Raw genomic sequence first — 19,029 nt, forward strand, 5'->3', positions numbered from 1 at the left:
TCTTTCATGCATCAGCCAAATAGCGGCGAAATAGATGATTTTTTCGTTTTACAGCGGGGCCAAATCTGATAGTTGGCATGCCCAATGCCCTTGTAGCTCAGTTGGTAGAGCATCTGATTTGTAATCAGAGGGTCGCGGGTTCGAATCCTGCCGGGGGCACCAAGTCGCTTTCAGGGATACCGCGAAAGTCGTCAAATCGACACTTACGCCAGGTAGATGCCCTGGCGCCATTTTGCCCAGGCCCGGAAAAGCTTGTCAAAATGCCAAGGATATTGCAAGAAGTCGCGCCCGGCCATGACGCCGCGTTTGCGCATGTAACCCAACGGCTTTCGAGCCGACATGAAATGAAGGTATGGATATGCAGGTAACCGAAACGCTCGCCGAAGGGCTGAAGCGCGAAATCAAGATCACAGTTCCTGCGGATGATCTGAAGGCGCGCATGAACGAACGCCTGGCGGATGCCAAGGACAAGGTTCGCATCAACGGCTTTCGCCCGGGCAAGGTGCCGATGTCGCATCTGAAGAAGCTCTACGGCAAGTCGATCATGGCGGAAATCGTCAACGAGACGCTGCAGGAAAAGCCGCAGTCGGTGATCGCCGAGCGCGGTGAACGCGCCGCCGGCCAGCCGAAGATCGACATGACCGAGGACGAGGCCGAAGCCAACAAGGTTCTGAACGGCGAACTCGATTTCGAATTCACCGTCACCTACGAAGTGCTTCCGAAGTTCGAGCTTCAGCCGACCGACGGCATCAAGGTCGAGCGCCCGGTTGTCGAGATTTCCGATGAGGAAGTCGAGGACCAGGTCAAGGCGGTTGCCGAAAACGCCCGCGAATACGAGACCAAGAAGGGCAAGGCCGCCGATGGCGACCGCGTCACCATCGACTATGTCGGCAAGATCGACGGCGAAGCCTTTGATGGCGGCAGCGACACCGATTCGCAGCTCGTGCTTGGCTCCAACCGCTTCATCCCCGGTTTTGAGGAACAGCTCGTCGGCGTCAAGGCCGATGACGAAAAGCAGGTCAAGGTCACGTTCCCGGAAGACTATCCGGCCGAACATCTGGCCGGCAAGGAAGCCGTCTTCGAGGTCACCGTCAAGGACGTCGCCTCCGCCGGCAAGCTGGAGATCAACGACGAACTGGCTGAAAAACTGGGTCTGGAATCGGCCGATCGTCTGCGCGAAATCGTGCGCGAGCAGATCGTCGGCCAGTACAGCCAGTTCACGCGTCAGAAGGTCAAGCGTCAGATCCTTGACCAACTCGACGAACAGTATTCTTTCGAAGCCCCGCAGTCGCTGGTCGATGCCGAGTTCGAAAACATCTGGCGTCAGGTCAATGCCGATCTGGAGCGCTCGGGCAAGTCGTTCGAGGATGAGGACACCACCGAAGAGGAAGCGCGCGGCGAATACCGCAAGCTTGCCGAACGCCGCGTTCGTCTCGGCCTCGTGCTCTCCGAAATCGGCGAGAAGGCCGGCGTTCAGGTCTCCGACGAGGAAATGCAGCGCGCGCTTTACGACCAGATGCGCCAGTATCCCGGTCAGGAGCAGGAAATCCTGAAGTTCTTCCGCGAAACCCCCGGCGCCCAGGCATCGCTGCGCGCGCCGATCTTCGAGGAAAAGGTGGTCGACCATCTGCTCGAAGGCATCGACGTCAAGGATGTCACGGTCTCCAAGGAGGAGCTGATGGCTGAGGACGAGGACGAGCTTTCGACCGACAAGACGGACGAGACGAAGCCTGCCGCCAAGAAGAAGGCCGCGCCGAAGAAGGCCGCTGCCAAGTCGGAAGATGATACGGCTCAGGACGAGGCTGAAAAGCCCGCCGAAAAGAAGGCTCCGGCCAAGAAGGCAGCACCGAAGAAGGCTGCCGCCAAGGCTGATGCCGACGACGATGCGAAGCCCGCGCCGAAGAAGAAGGCCGCTCCGAAGAAGAAGGCCGACGAGGCCTGATTCAAGAACCTGCGTTTATCGCAACAGGACGCCCGGCATGATGATGCCGGGCGTTTTTCGTTTGTGGCTACCGGCATGGCTTGCTCCCGATACTCTCTCCCGCTTGCGGGAGAGATGCCCCGAAAGGGGCAGTGAGGGTGAAACAGCATTTCCAAACGTGAGGGCGTCCGAGGGGACGGACTCCCCCCTCACTGTCGCTGTCGCGACATCTCTCCCCTCCGGGGCGAGAAGAGCTGGGGGCTATGCGGTGACGCCATTGCCCTGTCTCCGGCGGGGAGAGCGTTTTTCGCGCAAGACCTCACGCGCCAGTCGCGCGCGCGATCGCGCCGATCTCCAGCGGGATTTCCGCGAGCGGATTGTCGTCTTCGAGAAACCAGGCCGCGGAAAGACCGCACCATGCGATGATCCACGCGCGCAGCCGCTCGGGATCGAGCCGGGCCTGCTGCGCGACCATGGCAAGGCGTCGGGCGAAGCGGGCGGGGTCGCGGGCGATCCGGTGTTCGGGGTGGGCGAGATCAGGATTGCAGAAGATATTGGCGAAATCGAAGGCGCGCTCGCCGAAGACGCCCTTCGGGTCGATTGCGAGAAAGCCGCGTTCGCCGAAATCAAGAACGTTGCCGTGGTGCAGGTCGCCGTGAAGCGGGCAGAGATCGCTCTGGTCCGCCAGAAGCCGACCGGCGATTTCGGCCGCATGGGACAACGCCGCGTGGCGGGTCCGCCTCAGGGCCGCGAAACGCGCGTCAAGCGGCACAAGGTCCGGCAAAGGGGCAGGGCGGCGCGCATGCAGCCGTGACGCTGTCCGGCACAGGATATGGCAGGCCCGGTCATCCTCGCCCGCAAGCGCCATGGCGGTCGGCGAGGCCGGGCCCGTCGCCCGCTCCATCAGGATCGTATCGCCGCTTTGCGCGAGAAGCCGGACAGCGCCATCGCCGCCCCACCAGCGCAGCAATGCCGCGCCGGCTTCCTCCTCGTCGTCACTGAACCGCTTCAGCATGGCGGGCGCGCCGTCGCGGATCACCGGCAGAAGCGTACCGGTCGCGGTCACGATCGGCGCGCCGTCCGGCGTCAGTCGCCAGTCGTCGAGCAGCGCCTCGAACACGGGCTAGTCCTGCTCGGCGGCTTCCAGCATCGCAATCCTGTTGGAAGCGTCGAGGCCGGCGATCTTGTAGGCTTCGGCGAGCGTCGGGTAGTTGAAGGTGTTCTCGACGAAATACTCGACCGTGCCCTTGAGGTTCAGCACCGCCTGGCCGATATGGATCAGCTCGGTTGCGCCCTCGCCGACGATATGGACCCCAAGCAGGCGGTGGGTCTTCATCGAGAAGATCATTTTCAGCAGGCCGTTCTGAAGGCCCATGATGTGGCCGCGCGAGGTTTCCCGGAAGAACGCGATCCCGCATTCATAGGCGATGCCGCGTTCCTGGATTTCCTCCTCGGTCATGCCGCAGGTCGACATTTCCGGCACGGCATAGATGCCGTAGGGGAAGAATTGCGGCGGCTCCTCGGCCTCCGCGCCCACGGCGTGGCGGGCGGCGATGCGGCCCTGTTCCATCGAGGTCGAGGCAAGGGCCGGAAACCCGATCACATCGCCGGCGGCATAGATATGCGGCACGTTGGTCTGGAAGGTGATCGGATCGACCTTGATACGGCCGCGATGATCGGCCTCAAGGCCCACGGACTGGAGGTTCAGCGTGTCGGTGGCGCCCTGTCGGCCCGCCGCAAACAGCACCGATTCGGCCATCAGCACCCGGCCGTTGGAAAGGGTGACGCGCGCCTTGCCGTCGGCGATCTTCTCGACCTTGTCCGCGCCCGCCCCGAACAGCAGCTTGACGTTGCGATCGCGCAGTTGCGCCGCGAAATTGTCGCGGATCTCGCGGTCGATGAAATCCAGCATGCTGTCGCGCGGCTCGACCACGATCACCTGGGTATCGAGCGCCGAAAAGATGGTGGCATATTCAATCCCGATCACGCCGGCGCCGACGACGATCATCGAGCGCGGGATCGCCTTGATGTTGAGCAGCTCGTCGCTGTCCATCACCGTCTGGCCGTCGAAGGGAACGTGTGGCGGCCGATAGGGCCTTGTGCCGACCGAGATCAGCACTGCCTCGGCGTGAACCCGCTGGATTTCGCCGCTGTCCTTCTCGATCTCGATCGTATTGGCATCGACGAAATGGGCAAAGCCGCGCACCTGCTCGACGCGGTTGCGCTCGAACTGCCATTCCAGTACGTCGATCTCGTAATCCAGCGTCTTGATCAGGCGGGCGCGCAGGTCGTCGGCGGTGATCTTCTGCTTGACCCGGTAGGAGCGTCCGTAGAAGCCGCGCTCGCGCCAGCCGGTGAGGTTCAGCACGGTTTCGCGCATCGTCTTGGAGGGGATTGTACCGGTGTGGACGGAAACCCCGCCCACCTGCGAGCCCTTGTCGATGACCAGCGCCGTCTTGCCAAGCTTGGCGGCCTGCACCGCAGCGCGCCGGCCGGCCGGGCCGCTGCCAATCACGACCAGATCGTAAGAATTCATAAAATCACCCCGATTTGGTTATTCAAATTCAAAGAGATGTGCCGAAGGCACGATTAGAGTGTTTCGTCGTCAAAGTGAAATGCTTCCGCGCTGCAACAGCGCTCGTCTTCGCGCCGCAATATGATGCTGCTCCGTGATGTTTTCATTACATACAGCCACAAGCTGCATAAGGAGTCCATGGGCTCAGATCAGCTTCAGCCCCTTGAAGCTGACATAGCCGTCCTTGCCGATAATGATGTGGTCATGCACCGTGATGCCGAGCGGCTTGGCGCTGTTGATGATCATGTGGGTCATGTCGATATCCGCGCGCGAGGGGGTCGGGTCGCCGGACGGGTGGTTGTGGACAAGTATGATCGCGGTCGCCGACAGTTCCAGTGCCCGCTTGATCACCTCCCGGGGATAGACCGGCGTATGGTCGATCGTGCCGATCCCCTGGATTTCGTCGGCGATCAGCTTGTTGCGCTTGTCGAGGAACAGGAGACGGAACTGCTCGCGGGTCTCGTGCGCCATGGCGGCGTTGCAATAATCGATGACCGACGACCATGAACCGAGGATCGGGCGGTCCTTCAGCGAACTTTTCAGGCTGCGCTGGGCAAGTGCCGACATCAGCTTGAGGTCGAAGGCGACGGTCTCGCCGATGCCGGAGACCTCCTGCAACAGTTCCGAAGGCGCGCCGAAAACACCGCCCAGCGAGCCGAACCGCTCGATCAGCGCCTTGGCGATCGGCTTGGTGTCGCGGCGCGGGATCAGGCGAAACAGCAGCAATTCGAGGATTTCGTAATCCGCAAGCGCATTGGCGCCGCTCTCCTTGAACCGGGCCCGCAGCCGGTCGCGGTGGCCATGGACATGGCTTGGGGTCTTGTCACGGATATCGCCGCCCCGGAACGGCCGCTCGGGCGGCTGGTCGGCGAAGAACGCCCGCTCGTCGGGTCCGTCTTCTTCGAGACCGGCAGGCTTGCCTTTGGCGGGCGGTTTTGTCATGCGGCTCCTGGAACGATAGCAGGAAACATCGGTTTCAATCCTGAAACGGCCTAAAGCGCAGGCGTGAGGCCCGGCCGGTCGTGGCCTCCGGGCGAGAGCGTGAACACCTCGCATCCATCGCTGGTGACGCCGACGGTATGCTCGTACTGGGCCGAAAGCGAGCGGTCGCGGGTAACGGCGGTCCAGCCGTCATTCAGCACCTTCACATGCGGTTTGCCGATGTTGAGCATCGGCTCGATGGTGAAGAGCATGCCCTCCTTCAGCACCGGCCCTTCGTTTTTCCGGCCGTAATGCAGAATGTTCGGCGCATCGTGGAACAGCCGGCCGACGCCGTGGCCGCAGAAATCGCGCACCACCGAGCAACGCTCGCCTTCGGCATAGGACTGGATCGCCTCGCCGATCGCGCCGGTGCGTGCGCCCGGCTTTACCGCGGCGATGCCGCGCAGCAGTGATTCGTAAGTCACTTCCAGCAGCCGTTCGGCCGCCCGTTTCAACTGGCCGACCGGATACATCCGGCTCGAATCGCCGTGCCAGCCGTCCAGAACATAGGTGACGTCGACATTGATGATGTCGCCTTCGCGCAGCGGCTTGGCATTGGGCATGCCGTGACAGACGACATGGTTGATCGAGGTGCAGCATGAATATTTGTAGCCGCGATAGCCGAGCGTTGCCGGAACCACGCCGTGATCGAGGCCGAACTGCAGCACATGGCGGTCGATCTCCTCGGTGGTCACGCCGGGCCGGATCAGATCGGCGAGGCTGTCGAGGCAGCTTGCGGTGATGCGGCAGACCTGACGCATCTTCTCGAACGCGGCGTCGTCATAAAGGCGGATCGTGCCGTCGTTCTTCAGCGGCGCCGTCGCCGCGTCGACGTAGTTTATCATGGTCATCCTCCGCACCGCCCCGGCGTGTGCGCTCACATGTCTTCAACTGATACTGTAGCATCTGGCGTGATGCTGTCACGGGATACATTGCATTTTATCGCATAGGCTTCCACGCCTGCGCGACGGGCCCATTTGAACGCCTCCGCATAGGTCGGGTCAAGATCGGCCGAGATGGCGAAGCGTTCGCAGTCATTGCGCTGGATCAGGTAGACCATCGCCGCCCGCTTTCCGGCCGCGACCATATCCGCAAGTTCGGAAAGGTGCCGGGTTCCGCGCGCCGTCGGCGTATCGGGAAATTCGGCAATGCCGGGTGTGCGGATGAAATGGACATTCTTGACCTCGACATAAAGGTCGGGACGGTCATCGGCTGAAAGCATCAGGTCGATCCGGCTCTGGCGGCCATATTTCTGTTCGCGCCGGATCACCGGATAATCGGCGAAATCGGCAATCAGTCCCGTGCCGATCGCCTCCTCGGCCAACCGGTTCGGCAATCCGGTATTGACGCCGACGACGGTGCCGTCGGCCTCGATCAGTTCGAAACGGTGGGGATATTTGCGCTTGCCGTCATCATTGCGCGACAGCCAGATGCGCGAGCCGGGCGTATTGAGGCCGAGCATCGAGCCGGTATTCGGGCAGGAGCCGGTGATCGTCTCGCCGGTCTCTTCCAGAACGGCGTCGAAAAGGAAGCGTTTGTAGCGCCGGATCAGTATTGCCGGTATCAGGGGAGGATCGAACTGCATGAATTGCCGTTTTAGCCTCTGCACCGTTTATGGCAAGAGGCAGGCGACAAACAAAGGATGAGATGATGACAGATCGGATTTCCGGCGGATGCCTTTGCGGCAGGGTGCGGATCGCGGTTTCGGGCGAGCCCTATCGGGTCGGGGTGTGCCATTGCCTTGACTGCCGCAAACATAGCGGCGCGCCGTTCCAGGCGGTTGCGATCTTCCCGGCAGATGCCGTCAGCATTGCCGGGGAGGCCAGTTGCTTCGAGGGGCGCTATTTCTGCCCGACCTGCGGTTCTCCGGTCTATGCGGTAAGCGGGGATGAAGTCGAGATCAGTCTCGGAACTTTCGATGAGACCGACCGGTTCAGGCCGAGCTACGAACTCTGGACCGTCCGCCGCGAATCCTGGCTTCCGCCCCTGCCGGTCGTCCATCGTTACGAGCGTGACCGGGAAGGCGAGGGGCGAACGGAGACCTGACCTGCTTGCGCCGCGCGCCCAAACCGGGCAGATTTGCGCGCGACTGATTTGCGCCGCCTCGGCGCCGGGAGAGATGCGATGAAATTCGGCCGGATGATCTTGAGCGTGACCCTTGTTGCGGCGGCCGCGCTTGTTGCCGCCTGCTCCACCACCTGCGGCAAGCCGGATGTCTGCGATACCGGCACGGCCGCCTATGCGCAGTTTACCGATGAGGATGTCGCCACCATGACGACCAAGCTCGACGGTCTGGCCGGCCTTCCCGCCGCGCAGTAGCCGCTCGAAAGCGGCCACACCCGGCCCGCCCTGTGGCAAGGATGAAACAGAGTATTAGGATTTCTGCCGCAAAATTGACGCAAGCGCAGTTGAATCTTGCGTCGAGCCGGTTTTTCCTGCTCTCGTTTCGTCGATCCTTCGAAGGGTCGTTCAACTCATTGTTCCAAGAGGAAGAAGATGGAAGAGTTCCACAAGGTCAGGCGACTGCCGCCATACGTTTTCGAACAGGTCAACCGTTTGAAAGCGAGCGCGCGAGCGGCGGGCGCCGATATCATCGACCTTGGCATGGGCAATCCCGATCTTCCGACCCCGCAATCCGTGGTCGACAAGCTGTGCGAGGTCGTGCGCGATCCGCGCACCCATCGTTACTCGTCTTCCAAGGGCATTCCGGGTCTGAGGCGCGCCCAGGCGGGGTATTATGCCCGCCGTTTCGGCGTCAAGCTCAACCCGGACACCGAGATCGTCGCGACGCTCGGCTCCAAGGAAGGCTTTGCCAACATGGCGCAGGCGATCACCGCGCCCGGCGATGTGATTCTCTGCCCCAACCCGACCTATCCGATTCACGCCTTCGGCTTCCTGATGGCCGGCGGGGTGATCCGTTCGATCCCGGGGGAGCCGGATGACAGCTTCTTCGGACCGGTTGAGCGGGCGGTGAAGTACTCGATCCCGAAGCCGATCGCGCTGGTGCTCAACTATCCGTCCAACCCGACCGCGCAAGTGGCGAGCCTCGATTTCTACCGCGAGGTCGTGGCCTTCGCCAAAAAGCACGAGATCATCGTGCTCTCGGACCTTGCCTATTCGGAAATCTACTTCGATGGCGCGCCGCCGCCGTCCGTCCTGCAGGTGCCGGGCGCCAAGGACGTGGCTGTCGAGTTCACCTCGATGTCCAAGACCTATTCCATGCCGGGCTGGCGCATGGGCTTTGCCGTCGGCAATGAGCGGCTGATTTCGGCGCTGGCGCGGGTGAAGTCCTATCTCGATTATGGCGCCTTCACCCCGATCCAGGTTGCCGCCACCCACGCGCTGAACGGCGATGGCACGGATATCGAGGAGGTCCGCTCGATCTACCACAAGCGCCGCGACGTGATGGTCGACAGCTTCGCCAAGGCCGGCTGGCAGGTGACGCCGCCGGCGGCGACCATGTTCGCCTGGGCGAAGATCCCGGAGCCGTTTGCCGCGATGGGTTCGCTCGAATTTTCAAAGCTGCTGGTGGAAAAGGCCGATGTTGCCGTTGCCCCCGGCATCGGCTTCGGCGAGCAGGGCGACGATTACGTGCGCATCGCGCTGGTCGAGAACGAGCATCGCATCCGTCAGGCGGCGCGCAACCTCAAGCGCTTCTTCGCCACCACCTCGGTTGCGCCCGACAATATCGTATCGCTGAAGGCGCATCGGTAGTCTGGCCGGAGAGGGCGCGCCCTTTCCGTGCGGTTTGATCAGGAGGGCGTAGGCTTTCCTGATCGCTCAATGTTCATGCCACGTTCATAACCAATAGTGCATTCCTCTGATCAGATTTAGTTTATCCTAGGGAAAGAAACCCCTTTTAAATTAGCTATGATAGCGCTAACATGAATTACAAGAGAACCCTGTGAGAATGGTTTCAAGTTCGGATTTTGCCTGGCTGGCAGGCGAAACCGCACCTCTCGGTAGGGCTTCTAGCGGAGGAACTGCGAATGTGTGAAACCTTCAGCCGAGTTAAGAAGACGATCATCGCCGTCATCGGCTCAGCCGAGCGCGATGTAAACAAAGAAGTCACCTTGGACGACCTCGGCATTAACTCGCTCGATATCGTTGAGCTGGGAATGGCCCTTGAGGATGAGTTCGCTGTGATGATTATGGATGAATATCTGTGCTCCAGCGAAACCGTCGGCGATCTGGTCGAAACTATTCACAAATCGCGCGCCCACTATTCACAACGCGCGCGTCCAGTAGAAGTGTGCGTCCGCGGCGATGATGTAGCAGGGGCGTGAATGCCACCGATCGAAGCCATCCCCGAGCCCGCTCTCCCAAATTTCCCTGTCCTGAATGTTTCATTTGCCGCCGAAACGATCTAAATGAGGCGCGGACGCTTGCGTCCGAACGTGGAATTTTGGTCAGTAGGAATACCCCATGGCAGATGCCCTGAAAATCGGCGTCGCCGGTCTTGGAACCGTCGGCGCCTCGCTTGTGCGCATCATCAGCGAACGACATGAAAACCTTGCCGTCGCCTGCGGCCGCGCCATTTCGGTGACGGCGGTATCGGCGCGCGACCGCACAAAGGATCGCGGCATCGACGTGTCCTCCGCCGTCTGGTTTGACGATCCGGTGGCGATGGCGCGGGACGCCGATATCGATGTGCTGGTCGAACTGATCGGCGGTGCGAAGGGGGCTGCGCGCGATGCGGTGAACGCGGCGCTCGAACGGGGCATTCACGTCGTGACGGCCAACAAGGCGCTGCTGGCCGAAGACGGCGTGGCGCTTGCCGCCAAAGCTGAAGAAAAAGGCGTATTGCTGAATTTCGAGGCTGCGGTCGCCGGCGGCATTCCGGTCATCAAGGCGATCCGGGAATCGCTTACCGGCAATACCATGACCCGCGTCTACGGCATCATGAACGGCACCTGCAACTACATCCTCACCCGGATGGAGAAGGAGGGGCTTTCCTTCGAGGACTGCCTCCAGGAAGCCCAGCGGCTCGGTTATGCCGAGGCCGACCCTTCCTTCGACATCAACGGCAACGACACCGCCCACAAGCTTGCAATCCTGACCTCGCTTGCCTTTGGCTGCGAAATCTCCTGTGACGATATCTATCTCGAGGGCATTTCCAACATCACCCAGGAGGATATCCGCGCGGCGGCCGAACTCGGCTATCGCATCAAGCTGCTTGGCGTCGCCCAGCGCACCGGCGGCGGCATCGAGCAGCGCGTGCATCCGACCATGGTGCCGCATGATACCGTGATCGCCCAGGTCGACGGTGTCACCAATGCGGTGGCGATCGAATCCGATATTCTCGGCGATCTGCTGATGGTCGGCCCAGGCGCCGGCGGCGATGCCACGGCATCCGCCGTGCTCGGCGATATCGCCGACATCGCCAAGTCCCGCCCCGGCGCGCAGACCGTGCCGGCGCTCGGCAGGCCGGCGAAATCGCTGGAGCCCTACAAGCGGGCGCGCATGCGCAGCCACGAGGGCGGCTATTTCATCCGCATGCGGGTGGCGGACCGGATCGGGGTGATCGCGGCGATCGCCCGGCGGATGGCCGACAACCAGATTTCGCTCGAATCGATCGTTCAGCATTCGGTCAATGGCGAGCGTGACGCGCCGACCAAGACCATCATCATGGTGACCCACGCGACCACCGAGCTTTCGATCCGCAATGCCGTGACGGCGATGGAGAGCGATGGCTATATCGTCGGCAAGCCGCAGGTCATCCGTATCGAAAAGCCCTGAAGATCACAGGGACGGCCGGCGATCCGGAAACCTCCCCGCGCCGGTGTCGTCGATGCACCGATGGCATGACGGTGGACTTGGCGCTATGAAGGGGCAAGACGTCCCAGCGGAGCCTAGGCCTGATGACTGACAATGCCGCCCAACGCAAGACGACCCCGCGCGCCTTTCTCGGCGTCGAGCAATCGGCGCGCGGTCTGCGCTGGGTGCCGCGTCTGGGGGCGGCCGGCGAAAACCGGGCGCTTGCCATGGCGCAGAACCACGGCCTCTCGGAACTGATCGCGCGGGTGCTTGTCGGACGCGACGTGCCGGTCGATGACGCGCCTGCGTTTCTGGACCCGACCTTGCGTTCGTTGATGCCGGATCCGTTCAGCCTGACCGATTGCGAGGCCGCGGTGGCGCGCCTGATCGAGGCCGTCAACCGTGGCGAGAAGGTTGCGGTCTTCGGCGATTACGATGTCGACGGGGCCTGTTCGTCCGCGCTCATGTACCGCTTTCTCACCATGCTCGGCCTCGAGGTCGAGATCTATATTCCCGACCGCATCTTCGAAGGCTACGGGCCGAACCCGCAGGCGATCGAAAGCCTGATTGCGGACGGCGCGAAGCTGATCGTCACCGTCGATTGCGGCTCGACCAGCCACGAATCGCTTGCCGTCGCCAAGGCGCGCGGGATCGATGTCGTGGTGATCGACCATCACCAGGTCGGCGTCGACCTGCCGGAGTGCACGGCGTTGGTGAATCCCAACCGCGAGGATGATCTTTCGGGGCAGGGACACCTCTGTGCCGCCGGCGTGGTGTTTCTGGTGCTGGTGGCGGCTCACAGGGCGCTGCGGCAGGCCGGAGACATGCGCGCGGGCCGGATCGATCTCCTGTCCTGGCTCGATCTCGTGGCGCTGGCGACGGTCTGCGACGTGGTGCCGCTCAAGGGGCTGAACCGCGCCTATGTGGTCAAGGGGCTGATCGTCGCGCGCGCGCTCTCCAATCCCGGACTTGCGGCGCTGTTCAAGCGCGCCGGTCTTGCCGGGCCGGTGACGCCCTATCACCTCGGTTTCCTGATCGGCCCGCGCATCAATGCCGGCGGGCGGATTGGCGATGCGGCGCTCGGAAGCAGGCTTCTGACCGTCGATGACGCGGAACAGGCCGAGGCGATCGCCGAACGCCTCGACCAGCTCAACCGCGAGCGGCAGGCGATCGAAGCGGCAATGCTGCAGGAGGCCGAGGCCGACGCGATCGCCGAATTCGGAGACGGCAGCGGCGCGGGCGTGATCGTGACGGCGCGGCAGGGCTGGCATCCGGGCATTGTCGGCCTGCTGGCCTCGCGGCTCAAGGACAGGTTCGGCCGGCCCGCCTTCGCGATCGCCTTCGATGCGAACGGCCGGGGCACCGGCTCGGGACGATCGATCGCCGGCTTCGATCTCGGGCGCATGGTGCGTCTTGCGGTCGGCGAGGGGCTGCTGGTCAAGGGCGGGGGGCATGCCATGGCGGCGGGCCTGACGGTGACGCGGGATAAGCTGTCGCCGCTCAGGGCCTTTTTCGAGGATCACGCCCGCGACGCGGTCGAGGCGCTGGCCGCCGATGCGGTGCTGAAGATCGACGGCGCGCTCAGCGCCTCGGGCGCCACGCTCGACCTTATCGACCGGCTGGAGGCGGCGGGCCCCTATGGCTCCGGCCATCCGCAGCCGGTGTTCGCGCTGCCGCAGCACCGGGTGCGCGATGCCCGCGTGATCGGCGCCGGCGGTCATGTGAAGGTGCGGCTGGAGAGCGCGGAGGGAACGACGCTGGACTGTATCGCCTTCCGTGCCGCAGACAAGCCGCTGGGTGAGGTTCTGCTCGGCGCGCGCGGTCGCAGCCTGCATGTTGCCGGAACGCTTGCCGGCGACCATTGGCAGGGCCAGCGCCGGGTTCAGCTCCGAATCATCGATGCGGCCAATCCGTCGTGATGTGAAGGGGTACACGCGCCAATGCAGGCTTTCGGCAGAAAATTCCCGAAGGATTTGAAATGGCACGCCCTAGGGGAGTCGAACCCCTCTTTCCAGAATGAAAATCTGGCGTCCTAACCGATAGACGAAGGGCGCACATTTCAAAAACGGCGGTCACCGCAAAACCGGAACCGCCGCCGCGCAAACACAGTTTCCGAAAGCCAAGCCTTCGGATGCATCCTGCAAGGTTTACACCTTGAGCGGATGGCACGCCCTAGGGGAGTCGAACCCCTCTTTCCAGAATGAAAATCTGGCGTCCTAACCGATAGACGAAGGGCGCATGTGGTCGCTGGGCGCCCTTATAATAAGGCAGATGAATTGCCGCAAGCGCAAATCAGCGAATTCTTCAAAAAAAAGACACGTGAGAGGCGCCGGGGTGGGCGCCTCAATAAGTATTTGTTTTTTCCGCCTAAAATCCGGACGAGCCCGGTACGGAGCGATGCGGACCTACCAGCTTCCGGTGTTCTGCATCGAAGCCCATGGCTCCTGAGGGGCAAGCGCTTCGCCCTGTTGCAGGATTTCGACCGAAATGCCGTCCGGCGAACGCACGAAAGCCATGTTGCCGTCGCGCGGCGGACGGTTGATCGTGACGCCGGCATCGGCCATCTTCTGGCAGAAATCGTAGATATTCTCGACGCGATAGGCGAGGTGTCCGAAATTGCGGCCGCCGGAATATTCCTCCGGGTCCCAGTTGTAGGTCAGCTCGAGTTTCGGCACATGCTCGCCGTCGCCCTTTTCAAGATCGGTCGGCGCGGCGAGGAAAATCAGGGTGAACCGGCCCTTCTCGTTTTCGATCCGGCGGACTTCCTTCAGCCCCATCAACTCGCAATAGAAGCGCAGAGAAGCGTCGATATCCGTTATGCGGACCATGGTGTGGAGATAATGCATTTGTCACTTTCCTGTGGGCTAGTCTGAAAATTACTGCGGAGATTTGCCGCAACTCCCGATTTCATGCGTTTAGGTATTGCAGGAATCGGATGGATGAATGTTACTCTTATGCGAAGAATCAGTTAATTCGCGGCCTGGATTTTTCAAGGAGCGGGGCGATATGGCCGAGAGGTCTCAAGCGGAAAGATACTCTGCCGCAGAGGATGCGGGCCTTGAAGCCGGAGAGCTGATCGAGGTTACCGGTTTCGTGAAGTGGTTCGATGTCGGCAAGGGTTTTGGTTTCGTGGTGCCCGATAACGGCATGGACGATATCCTGCTCCACGTCACATGTCTGCGCAAGGACGGCTACCAGACCATACTGGAAGGAACCCGCGTGGTCGCTTTGGCGCAGAAGCGGGAGCGCGGCTATCAGGCGTTCCGAATCCTGTCCATGGACCAGTCGACCGCCGTTCATCCCTCGCAGATGCCGCCGGTGAAGACCCATGTCCATGTCGAGGCGACGAGCGGGCTGGAGCGGGTGATCGTCAAATGGTTCAACCGCGAAAAGGGCTTCGGCTTCCTGACGCGCGGCGAGGGCACAGAGGATATCTTCATCCACATGGAAACCCTGCGCCGCTACGGCCTGATGGAACTGATCCAGGGGCAGGCCGTGCTGGTGCGTTTCGGCGACGGGCCGAAGGGGCTGATGGCGGCTGAGGTCCATCCGGACATACCCAACCCGCAACACCGCACCAATTGAGGCTCTTCGATCGCGATCGGGCCGTCTGCCGGCTTCTCCCTTCACGACTTCTGCCTGCGGACGCAACCGCGTTGAGTTTTGCGCCGCCGCCGCATAAGGTCGGTCATGGCGGCGTAACCGCCGAAGATCGAGGCGAGGACCCCATGACACGTTCTTTCGGCAACTGGAAAATGCTGGCGGCTGCGTTCCTGCTGCTGTTCAGCGGGCTCGCGCTCGCCCAGACCGAGGTTGCCTTCGATACATCGGAACTGACGCTGCACACCGCGACCGGCGACCATGAGATCGTCGTCGAGCTTGCCGAAACCGAGCAACAGCGCCAGCGCGGTCTGATGTACCGCACCGGGCTTGCCCCCGACCACGGCATGATCTTCGATCTCGGCCAGCCGCGTGCCGCCTCGATGTGGATGGCCAACACGCTGATCCCGCTCGATATGGTCTTCATCCGCGCCGATGGCTCGGTGGCCGGTTTCCACGAAGAGGCCGAGCCCGGCTCCAAGCGCGTGATCGCCTCGCGCGAGCCGGTGAAATATGTGCTCGAACTCGCCGGCGGGCAGGCTCAGGCCTATGGGCTGAAGCCCGGCGACACGGTCACCGGCCCGGCGCTGAAGCAATAACGCCCGATCACCTCTTTAACTGTTGCGGTCGGCCCGCGAACCGTGTATCCGGGCCGCAACGGCGGAGTGTAGCGCAGCCTGGTAGCGCATCTGGTTTGGGACCAGAGGGTCGGGAGTTCGAATCTCTCCACTCCGACCACTTTCCCATTGAAATCATTATTGTTTTTCTGGTCCTGATACCAGACGTATCGTGCCTTGTGAGTGCATCGTGGGTGCAGTGAGGCTCTTGTGAGTGTGATTCTGCAGCTTCTGGATTATCATCTCGGTGGCGCGCATCGGGTCTTCGAGATAGTCAGGATCGAATTTTTCGTACCAATCGGTCGTTCTTGACCCTTCCGATACGACGTGGCCCAGCCATTTTGAACGTTGCTCGCGCGAGACGGCGATACCGGCGCGGCGCATATTTGTCGCTATGAAATGCCGGAGGGTGTAGCAGGTCATTTCCGGCATGTTGAGCGGGGCAAGGGAGCGGCCGTTCTGGTCTTTCGGCGCCGGGTCCTTGCCCATGGCGTTCAGCCGCTTCTCGACCGTATCCTGATACTGGCGGATGGGCCGGTCGTCTCTCCAGTGATCCAGCCATGCCGCAAGGCCGGTGGTCAGCCGGATGACAGGGCGGCGTTTCTTCGTCTGGCGGCGGCCGGGCGGGTTGAGGTCGATCGTGCCGCTGTTGAAGTCCACCTGGCCGTCGATGCGAAGATCGAAGATCGCTTCGTTTCTTGCGGCCGTGTTGAGGGCAATCACCACATACCGAAAATCATCCTCATTCGAGATCCGGTCGATCCATCGGCCGAGCTCTTCAAACGTCGGGATATAGTCGCGCGGTCGCGACATCTCGCCTCCGACGTGATCGGCGGTTTCGGATTGATTGCAGAAGATCGGGATCGCTGATGTCAGCAGCTGCACTTCCTGCTTTTCATCGCCGACTGCTACGATCTGCGGGATGGCGGCGAAATTGACGGCGGCGCGCACCGAAATCATGTAGGTGGTGATCGACTTCGGGCTCAGTCCGTGCTCGGTACTCATCCACGTCCACATGCGCTGCTGATTTAGTCGTGTCAGATGGCCGATCATCGGGTGCGGGCTGAAGGTTTCGGCGGCATCGAGTGCCAGTTCCGCCGCACGTCTGGCGGCGCTGGCCGCGCGTGGCCCCTTTGGCTCGGCCTTGTGCTCCAAATAGTGCGCCATGACATCGGCAAGGCTGGCAGCCTCCGGTCCGCCGCGCGATGCGCCGACGCTGCCGAGAATGTCGATCAGCTCTTCCTTCGCTTGCTCAATATCCTGCGCTTCGAGCGCTCTTCGCTTAACCTTGCGGGTTCGCTGATCGTACCAGTAGCGATAGAGGCCAGTTCGGCCGGGTTCTTCACCGATCCACAGCCCGCGATATTCGAATAATCTTGGCTTTCTTCCTGCTGCCATGCCATTTCCCTGCCCAGAGCCGTTTCGATGTCGCCGCGAGGATAAACCAGCTTTCCTTCCTTGCCACAGAAAAACCGGATGTGGCCTTTCGTGCGCCAGCGGCTGACGATGTGGATCGATAGCCAAGGATAAGTGTCTAGAAGCGTGTCCTGATCGATCATGTCTTCAGGCTGGATCGTATCTGTCATTTGCCCCTACTCCAATTTTCGAATTCCTGCACAATTCCTCGCCATCGCGCTGCGGCGGCGGAGTCTGTATTCAACTGGCTGCGGCTTGTGATCGCCAGCACGGATCGCACGCGCGTTGCGGCCGTCTTGTCTGTCGCCGGATGCGGCAGGTCGTGTCGCTCGATCAGAAACCGCATGAAGGCCGGTTCGGCGCACTTCATGGCGCACTCGGCGGCATAGTCCTTCGCTGATTTGCCGCCCCTGGCTTCGAGCGCCTGTCTCAGCCGCTCGATCTCGCGCTGTCGTTCAGCATCGCGTCTGGCGGCGGCATCCAGCATGCCGATCAGGTCGGCGGGGATTTCGATATGCCTTCGGATCAGTTCGCGGTTGTCGGCAGGGCAGGTGACCGGAAGCGAGCAGATGATTTCCGGTTCGCCCGGGCCCGTGACCTCAAGATGCATGCCGGCGGTATCGGCCAGAATATCAGCCAGCGGGACTGCTCTGGAAACGAGCGTGCGATACCCATCCAGCCGCTCGCGTGCGGGTAGACGGTTAGCCATGGCAGGATACTTCATTCAGAAACCTTGCCGGGATGTGCTCGAACTCTGCCGGTTCATCGCCTGGCCTTGCCTCCCGCATCGGCATCCAGAAGCCGATGAACTCCGGATGACCCGCCACGGTCATCACATTCGGCCCGGTCTTTCGCAGCCAGTGCTTTGTGCTGAGTGTCTGGTGAGGGCTCATGAGATCGAGGAAGCTGGAGAACAGAGCCGGTATCTGCGGGTTGAAGCGGACCTCGTCGGCCCCGAACGAACCTGCCATCCAGTTTGCGATCAACCGCCTCCAGTCGTGGGGAATACCGCGGCTGATGCGGTAATCGTGGCCAGGCATCAGGCGTTTGCAGTCGGATGCAGTCTGCTGGAACAGCGCGGGCAGAAAGTCCTCCCCCTCTCCGGTATCGGCATGCCAACTGGGCGGTGCCATCTTCGGGAAGATCATCATTCCGGCCTCGTGGAACAGGGCTTCTCCGGCCTGTGTCCATTCCGGCAGGTTGAAGGCATGTTCCCAGCCGCAGGAGAACATCCTGGCCGGGGCCTGTGGCCGGCAGAGGTCGAAGGCCTCGTCGGGAAGGTCGAGCGTCACGGCTTCGGATGCCCTGCCGTCCGGATCGTGGATCACGGCCATGGCGTGACGGCTGAAGACACTGATGAACACACCGCCCTCCGGCGCCGGCTCGACACCGATATGATCGAGGGGAAAGCGTGCCGGATCCTGCGAACGGGCATAGTCGATCACGGCCTTCGTCGGCCACAGCCATTTTGCGTTGAAGGTGCATGCGAGCGGATCTGACAGAGGCTCCGCCTCTTGGCTGGTTGCGCTCATTCCATCGACTGCCTCTGGCTTCATCGTACTGGCTCCCGAAGTTGATTTAGGGGAAAGCGAGAAACGCGGGCGGACGCCCATGCTTCGCTGAGGCTGCAGATGCTCAGTTTCCGAGGATGGAGAGGGCGAGAAGGGCGGTGATGCCTATGCCGGCACAAAGGCCCACGATGAATCCGAGCCAAGAGGCTATGCCCAGACCTGTGCCTGTCGCAGGCAACGGGTTACGCGCGAAAAATTGGTGCCTCGACAATTTCTTTGAAGCTGTTTCTTCGGCGTTCGATCTGTTTGTGACCGGTATGCTGAATTTCTCTCCCCCAGATCCGCAGTTGCCAGACCGGCATCGCGGACACCTTGCCGGCTTTGTTCCGGTCACGCCATGCCCCCGTGCAATGTTCTGCGCGCGGCATGGCCTTTCCCTTTTTCCCTTCGCACGCTCCGGTCGGCTGTCTTGCCGGTCCGTTGCAGCGCGCGGCGTGTGACCGGCTTTCTCCTCCTGGCCGGTCCGCGCGGGGTGCGCCGGAGCGGGTGTGGGTGCCTGCTCCGGCGCTGGTCCCTTTCAACTGCTGCGGCCCCCGGCCCATGCTGCTGCCCCTTCCGGCTTCGCCCGCCCTAGGGGCCTTATCCGACTGA

The 19,029-nt window shown here is 62.0% G+C and carries 19 protein-coding genes and 4 tRNA genes; 11 read left to right on the plus strand and 12 right to left on the minus strand.

Translation table 11 applies throughout. The annotated features are described in order from the left end of the window. Positions 1–86: 86 nt before the first annotated feature. A tRNA-Thr gene (locus HQ843_RS15660) sits at positions 87–162 on the plus strand. Positions 163–358: 196 nt separating this feature from the next. Beyond that, positions 359–1,942, plus strand: a complete 1,584-nt coding sequence (gene tig / locus HQ843_RS15665; RefSeq protein WP_246710120.1) for a trigger factor — start codon at positions 359–361, stop codon at positions 1,940–1,942. A gap of 298 nt (positions 1,943–2,240) precedes the next feature. Here the strand turns inward: tig and HQ843_RS15670 are convergent, their stop codons facing one another. The 5 genes from HQ843_RS15670 to sfsA all read right to left on the minus strand — a co-directional run bounded on the left by HQ843_RS15670 (position 2,241) and on the right by sfsA (position 7,062). Beyond that, the gene (locus tag HQ843_RS15670) at positions 2,241–3,041 is read right to left on the minus strand and encodes an aminoglycoside phosphotransferase family protein (RefSeq protein WP_180897447.1); all 801 of its coding nucleotides are present in this window, start codon (positions 3,039–3,041) and stop codon (positions 2,241–2,243) included. Positions 3,042–3,044: 3 nt separating this feature from the next. Next, positions 3,045–4,457 carry a Si-specific NAD(P)(+) transhydrogenase gene (gene sthA / locus HQ843_RS15675; RefSeq protein ID WP_180897446.1) on the minus strand — a complete coding sequence of 471 codons (1,413 nt, stop codon included), beginning with the start codon at positions 4,455–4,457 and terminating at the stop codon, positions 3,045–3,047. 183 nt (positions 4,458–4,640) lie between these two features. Continuing rightward, positions 4,641–5,438, minus strand: a complete 798-nt coding sequence (radC, locus tag HQ843_RS15680) for a RadC family protein (RefSeq protein ID WP_180897445.1) — start codon at positions 5,436–5,438, stop codon at positions 4,641–4,643. Between the two features lie 50 nt (positions 5,439–5,488). Beyond that, the gene (gene map / locus HQ843_RS15685; RefSeq protein ID WP_180897444.1) at positions 5,489–6,322 is read right to left on the minus strand and encodes a type I methionyl aminopeptidase; all 834 of its coding nucleotides are present in this window, start codon (positions 6,320–6,322) and stop codon (positions 5,489–5,491) included. 32 nt (positions 6,323–6,354) lie between these two features. Further along, positions 6,355–7,062: a DNA/RNA nuclease SfsA gene (gene sfsA / locus HQ843_RS15690; protein WP_180897443.1), complete on the minus strand. Its 708-nt coding sequence runs from the start codon at positions 7,060–7,062 to the stop codon at positions 6,355–6,357. Between the two features lie 65 nt (positions 7,063–7,127). On the opposite strand from sfsA, the gene HQ843_RS15695 reads away from it, so the two are divergent. The 6 genes from HQ843_RS15695 (at position 7,128) to recJ (ending at position 13,153) form a co-directional block, all read left to right on the plus strand. Continuing rightward, complete coding sequence (locus HQ843_RS15695) at positions 7,128–7,523, plus strand: GFA family protein (RefSeq protein ID WP_180897442.1); 396 nt, start codon at positions 7,128–7,130, stop codon at positions 7,521–7,523. A gap of 78 nt (positions 7,524–7,601) precedes the next feature. Then, positions 7,602–7,796 (plus strand): hypothetical protein, encoded by a 195-nt coding sequence (locus HQ843_RS15700; RefSeq protein WP_180897441.1) that lies wholly within the window; start codon positions 7,602–7,604, stop codon positions 7,794–7,796. Between the two features lie 177 nt (positions 7,797–7,973). Next, complete coding sequence (locus HQ843_RS15705; RefSeq protein WP_180897440.1) at positions 7,974–9,191, plus strand: LL-diaminopimelate aminotransferase; 1,218 nt, start codon at positions 7,974–7,976, stop codon at positions 9,189–9,191. Positions 9,192–9,466: 275 nt separating this feature from the next. After that, a complete protein-coding gene (locus tag HQ843_RS15710; protein ID WP_180897439.1) occupies positions 9,467–9,763 on the plus strand; it encodes an acyl carrier protein in 297 nt (98 codons plus the stop codon). 139 nt (positions 9,764–9,902) lie between these two features. Then, a complete protein-coding gene (locus tag HQ843_RS15715) occupies positions 9,903–11,216 on the plus strand; it encodes a homoserine dehydrogenase (protein ID WP_180897438.1) in 1,314 nt (437 codons plus the stop codon). Between the two features lie 122 nt (positions 11,217–11,338). Continuing rightward, entirely contained in the window at positions 11,339–13,153 is a 1,815-nt protein-coding gene (recJ, locus tag HQ843_RS15720) for a single-stranded-DNA-specific exonuclease RecJ (RefSeq protein WP_180897437.1), read from the plus strand. 60 nt (positions 13,154–13,213) lie between these two features. On the opposite strand, the gene HQ843_RS15725 is transcribed toward recJ, so the two are convergent. From HQ843_RS15725 to HQ843_RS15735, 3 genes are all read right to left on the minus strand, one after another. After that, positions 13,214–13,288: transfer RNA gene (locus tag HQ843_RS15725), tRNA-Glu, on the minus strand. 109 nt (positions 13,289–13,397) lie between these two features. Continuing rightward, a tRNA-Glu gene (locus tag HQ843_RS15730) sits at positions 13,398–13,472 on the minus strand. Between the two features lie 167 nt (positions 13,473–13,639). Continuing rightward, positions 13,640–14,080 (minus strand): VOC family protein, encoded by a 441-nt coding sequence (locus HQ843_RS15735; RefSeq protein WP_180897436.1) that lies wholly within the window; start codon positions 14,078–14,080, stop codon positions 13,640–13,642. 160 nt (positions 14,081–14,240) lie between these two features. Here HQ843_RS15735 and HQ843_RS15740 point away from each other — a divergent pair, with 160 nt between their 5' ends. The 3 genes from HQ843_RS15740 (at position 14,241) to HQ843_RS15750 (ending at position 15,572) form a co-directional block, all read left to right on the plus strand. Further along, on the plus strand, positions 14,241–14,819 hold the full coding sequence (locus HQ843_RS15740) for a cold-shock protein (protein WP_180897435.1): 579 nt from the start codon (positions 14,241–14,243) through the stop codon (positions 14,817–14,819). A gap of 143 nt (positions 14,820–14,962) precedes the next feature. Continuing rightward, positions 14,963–15,433 (plus strand): DUF192 domain-containing protein, encoded by a 471-nt coding sequence (locus HQ843_RS15745; protein ID WP_180897434.1) that lies wholly within the window; start codon positions 14,963–14,965, stop codon positions 15,431–15,433. 62 nt (positions 15,434–15,495) lie between these two features. Then, positions 15,496–15,572 (plus strand) — tRNA-Pro (locus HQ843_RS15750). A gap of 17 nt (positions 15,573–15,589) precedes the next feature. On the opposite strand, the gene HQ843_RS15755 is transcribed toward HQ843_RS15750, so the two are convergent. From HQ843_RS15755 to HQ843_RS15770, 4 genes are all read right to left on the minus strand, one after another. Continuing rightward, positions 15,590–16,849, minus strand: coding sequence for a site-specific integrase (locus tag HQ843_RS15755; RefSeq protein ID WP_180897433.1), 1,260 nt, complete (start codon positions 16,847–16,849; stop codon positions 15,590–15,592). Between the two features lie 184 nt (positions 16,850–17,033). Beyond that, positions 17,034–17,576 (minus strand): hypothetical protein, encoded by a 543-nt coding sequence (locus HQ843_RS15760; RefSeq protein WP_180897432.1) that lies wholly within the window; start codon positions 17,574–17,576, stop codon positions 17,034–17,036. Next, a complete protein-coding gene (locus HQ843_RS15765; RefSeq protein ID WP_180897431.1) occupies positions 17,569–18,423 on the minus strand; it encodes a hypothetical protein in 855 nt (284 codons plus the stop codon). The genes HQ843_RS15760 and HQ843_RS15765 overlap by 8 nt, the downstream gene beginning before the upstream one ends. A gap of 197 nt (positions 18,424–18,620) precedes the next feature. Beyond that, a complete protein-coding gene (locus tag HQ843_RS15770) occupies positions 18,621–18,806 on the minus strand; it encodes a hypothetical protein (protein WP_180897430.1) in 186 nt (61 codons plus the stop codon). Between the last annotated feature and the right edge of the window lie 223 nt (positions 18,807–19,029).

The organism is Martelella sp. NC20, from assembly GCF_013459645.1.
In the GTDB taxonomy this organism is placed as follows: domain Bacteria; phylum Pseudomonadota; class Alphaproteobacteria; order Rhizobiales; family Rhizobiaceae; genus Martelella.

What these genes read in the sequence shown, in the direction of transcription:
- HQ843_RS15760 (WP_180897432.1), bottom strand. Translation starts at nt 17,576, where the DNA reads ATGGCTAACCGTCTACCCGCACGCGAGCGGCTGGATGGGTATCGCACG.
- HQ843_RS15765 (WP_180897431.1), bottom strand. Translation starts at nt 18,423, where the DNA reads ATGAAGCCAGAGGCAGTCGATGGAATGAGCGCAACCAGCCAAGAGGCG.
- map (WP_180897444.1), bottom strand. Translation starts at nt 6,322, where the DNA reads ATGATAAACTACGTCGACGCGGCGACGGCGCCGCTGAAGAACGACGGC.
- HQ843_RS15705 (WP_180897440.1), top strand. Translation starts at nt 7,974, where the DNA reads ATGGAAGAGTTCCACAAGGTCAGGCGACTGCCGCCATACGTTTTCGAA.
- HQ843_RS15745 (WP_180897434.1), top strand. Translation starts at nt 14,963, where the DNA reads ATGACACGTTCTTTCGGCAACTGGAAAATGCTGGCGGCTGCGTTCCTG.
- sfsA (WP_180897443.1), bottom strand. Translation starts at nt 7,062, where the DNA reads ATGCAGTTCGATCCTCCCCTGATACCGGCAATACTGATCCGGCGCTAC.
- radC (WP_180897445.1), bottom strand. Translation starts at nt 5,438, where the DNA reads ATGACAAAACCGCCCGCCAAAGGCAAGCCTGCCGGTCTCGAAGAAGAC.
- HQ843_RS15740 (WP_180897435.1), top strand. Translation starts at nt 14,241, where the DNA reads ATGGCCGAGAGGTCTCAAGCGGAAAGATACTCTGCCGCAGAGGATGCG.
- HQ843_RS15695 (WP_180897442.1), top strand. Translation starts at nt 7,128, where the DNA reads ATGACAGATCGGATTTCCGGCGGATGCCTTTGCGGCAGGGTGCGGATC.
- sthA (WP_180897446.1), bottom strand. Translation starts at nt 4,457, where the DNA reads ATGAATTCTTACGATCTGGTCGTGATTGGCAGCGGCCCGGCCGGCCGG.
- HQ843_RS15715 (WP_180897438.1), top strand. Translation starts at nt 9,903, where the DNA reads ATGGCAGATGCCCTGAAAATCGGCGTCGCCGGTCTTGGAACCGTCGGC.
- HQ843_RS15710 (WP_180897439.1), top strand. Translation starts at nt 9,467, where the DNA reads ATGTGTGAAACCTTCAGCCGAGTTAAGAAGACGATCATCGCCGTCATC.
- HQ843_RS15735 (WP_180897436.1), bottom strand. Translation starts at nt 14,080, where the DNA reads ATGCATTATCTCCACACCATGGTCCGCATAACGGATATCGACGCTTCT.
- tig (WP_246710120.1), top strand. Translation starts at nt 359, where the DNA reads ATGCAGGTAACCGAAACGCTCGCCGAAGGGCTGAAGCGCGAAATCAAG.
- recJ (WP_180897437.1), top strand. Translation starts at nt 11,339, where the DNA reads ATGACTGACAATGCCGCCCAACGCAAGACGACCCCGCGCGCCTTTCTC.
- HQ843_RS15700 (WP_180897441.1), top strand. Translation starts at nt 7,602, where the DNA reads ATGAAATTCGGCCGGATGATCTTGAGCGTGACCCTTGTTGCGGCGGCC.
- HQ843_RS15770 (WP_180897430.1), bottom strand. Translation starts at nt 18,806, where the DNA reads ATGCCGCGCGCAGAACATTGCACGGGGGCATGGCGTGACCGGAACAAA.
- HQ843_RS15755 (WP_180897433.1), bottom strand. Translation starts at nt 16,849, where the DNA reads ATGGCAGCAGGAAGAAAGCCAAGATTATTCGAATATCGCGGGCTGTGG.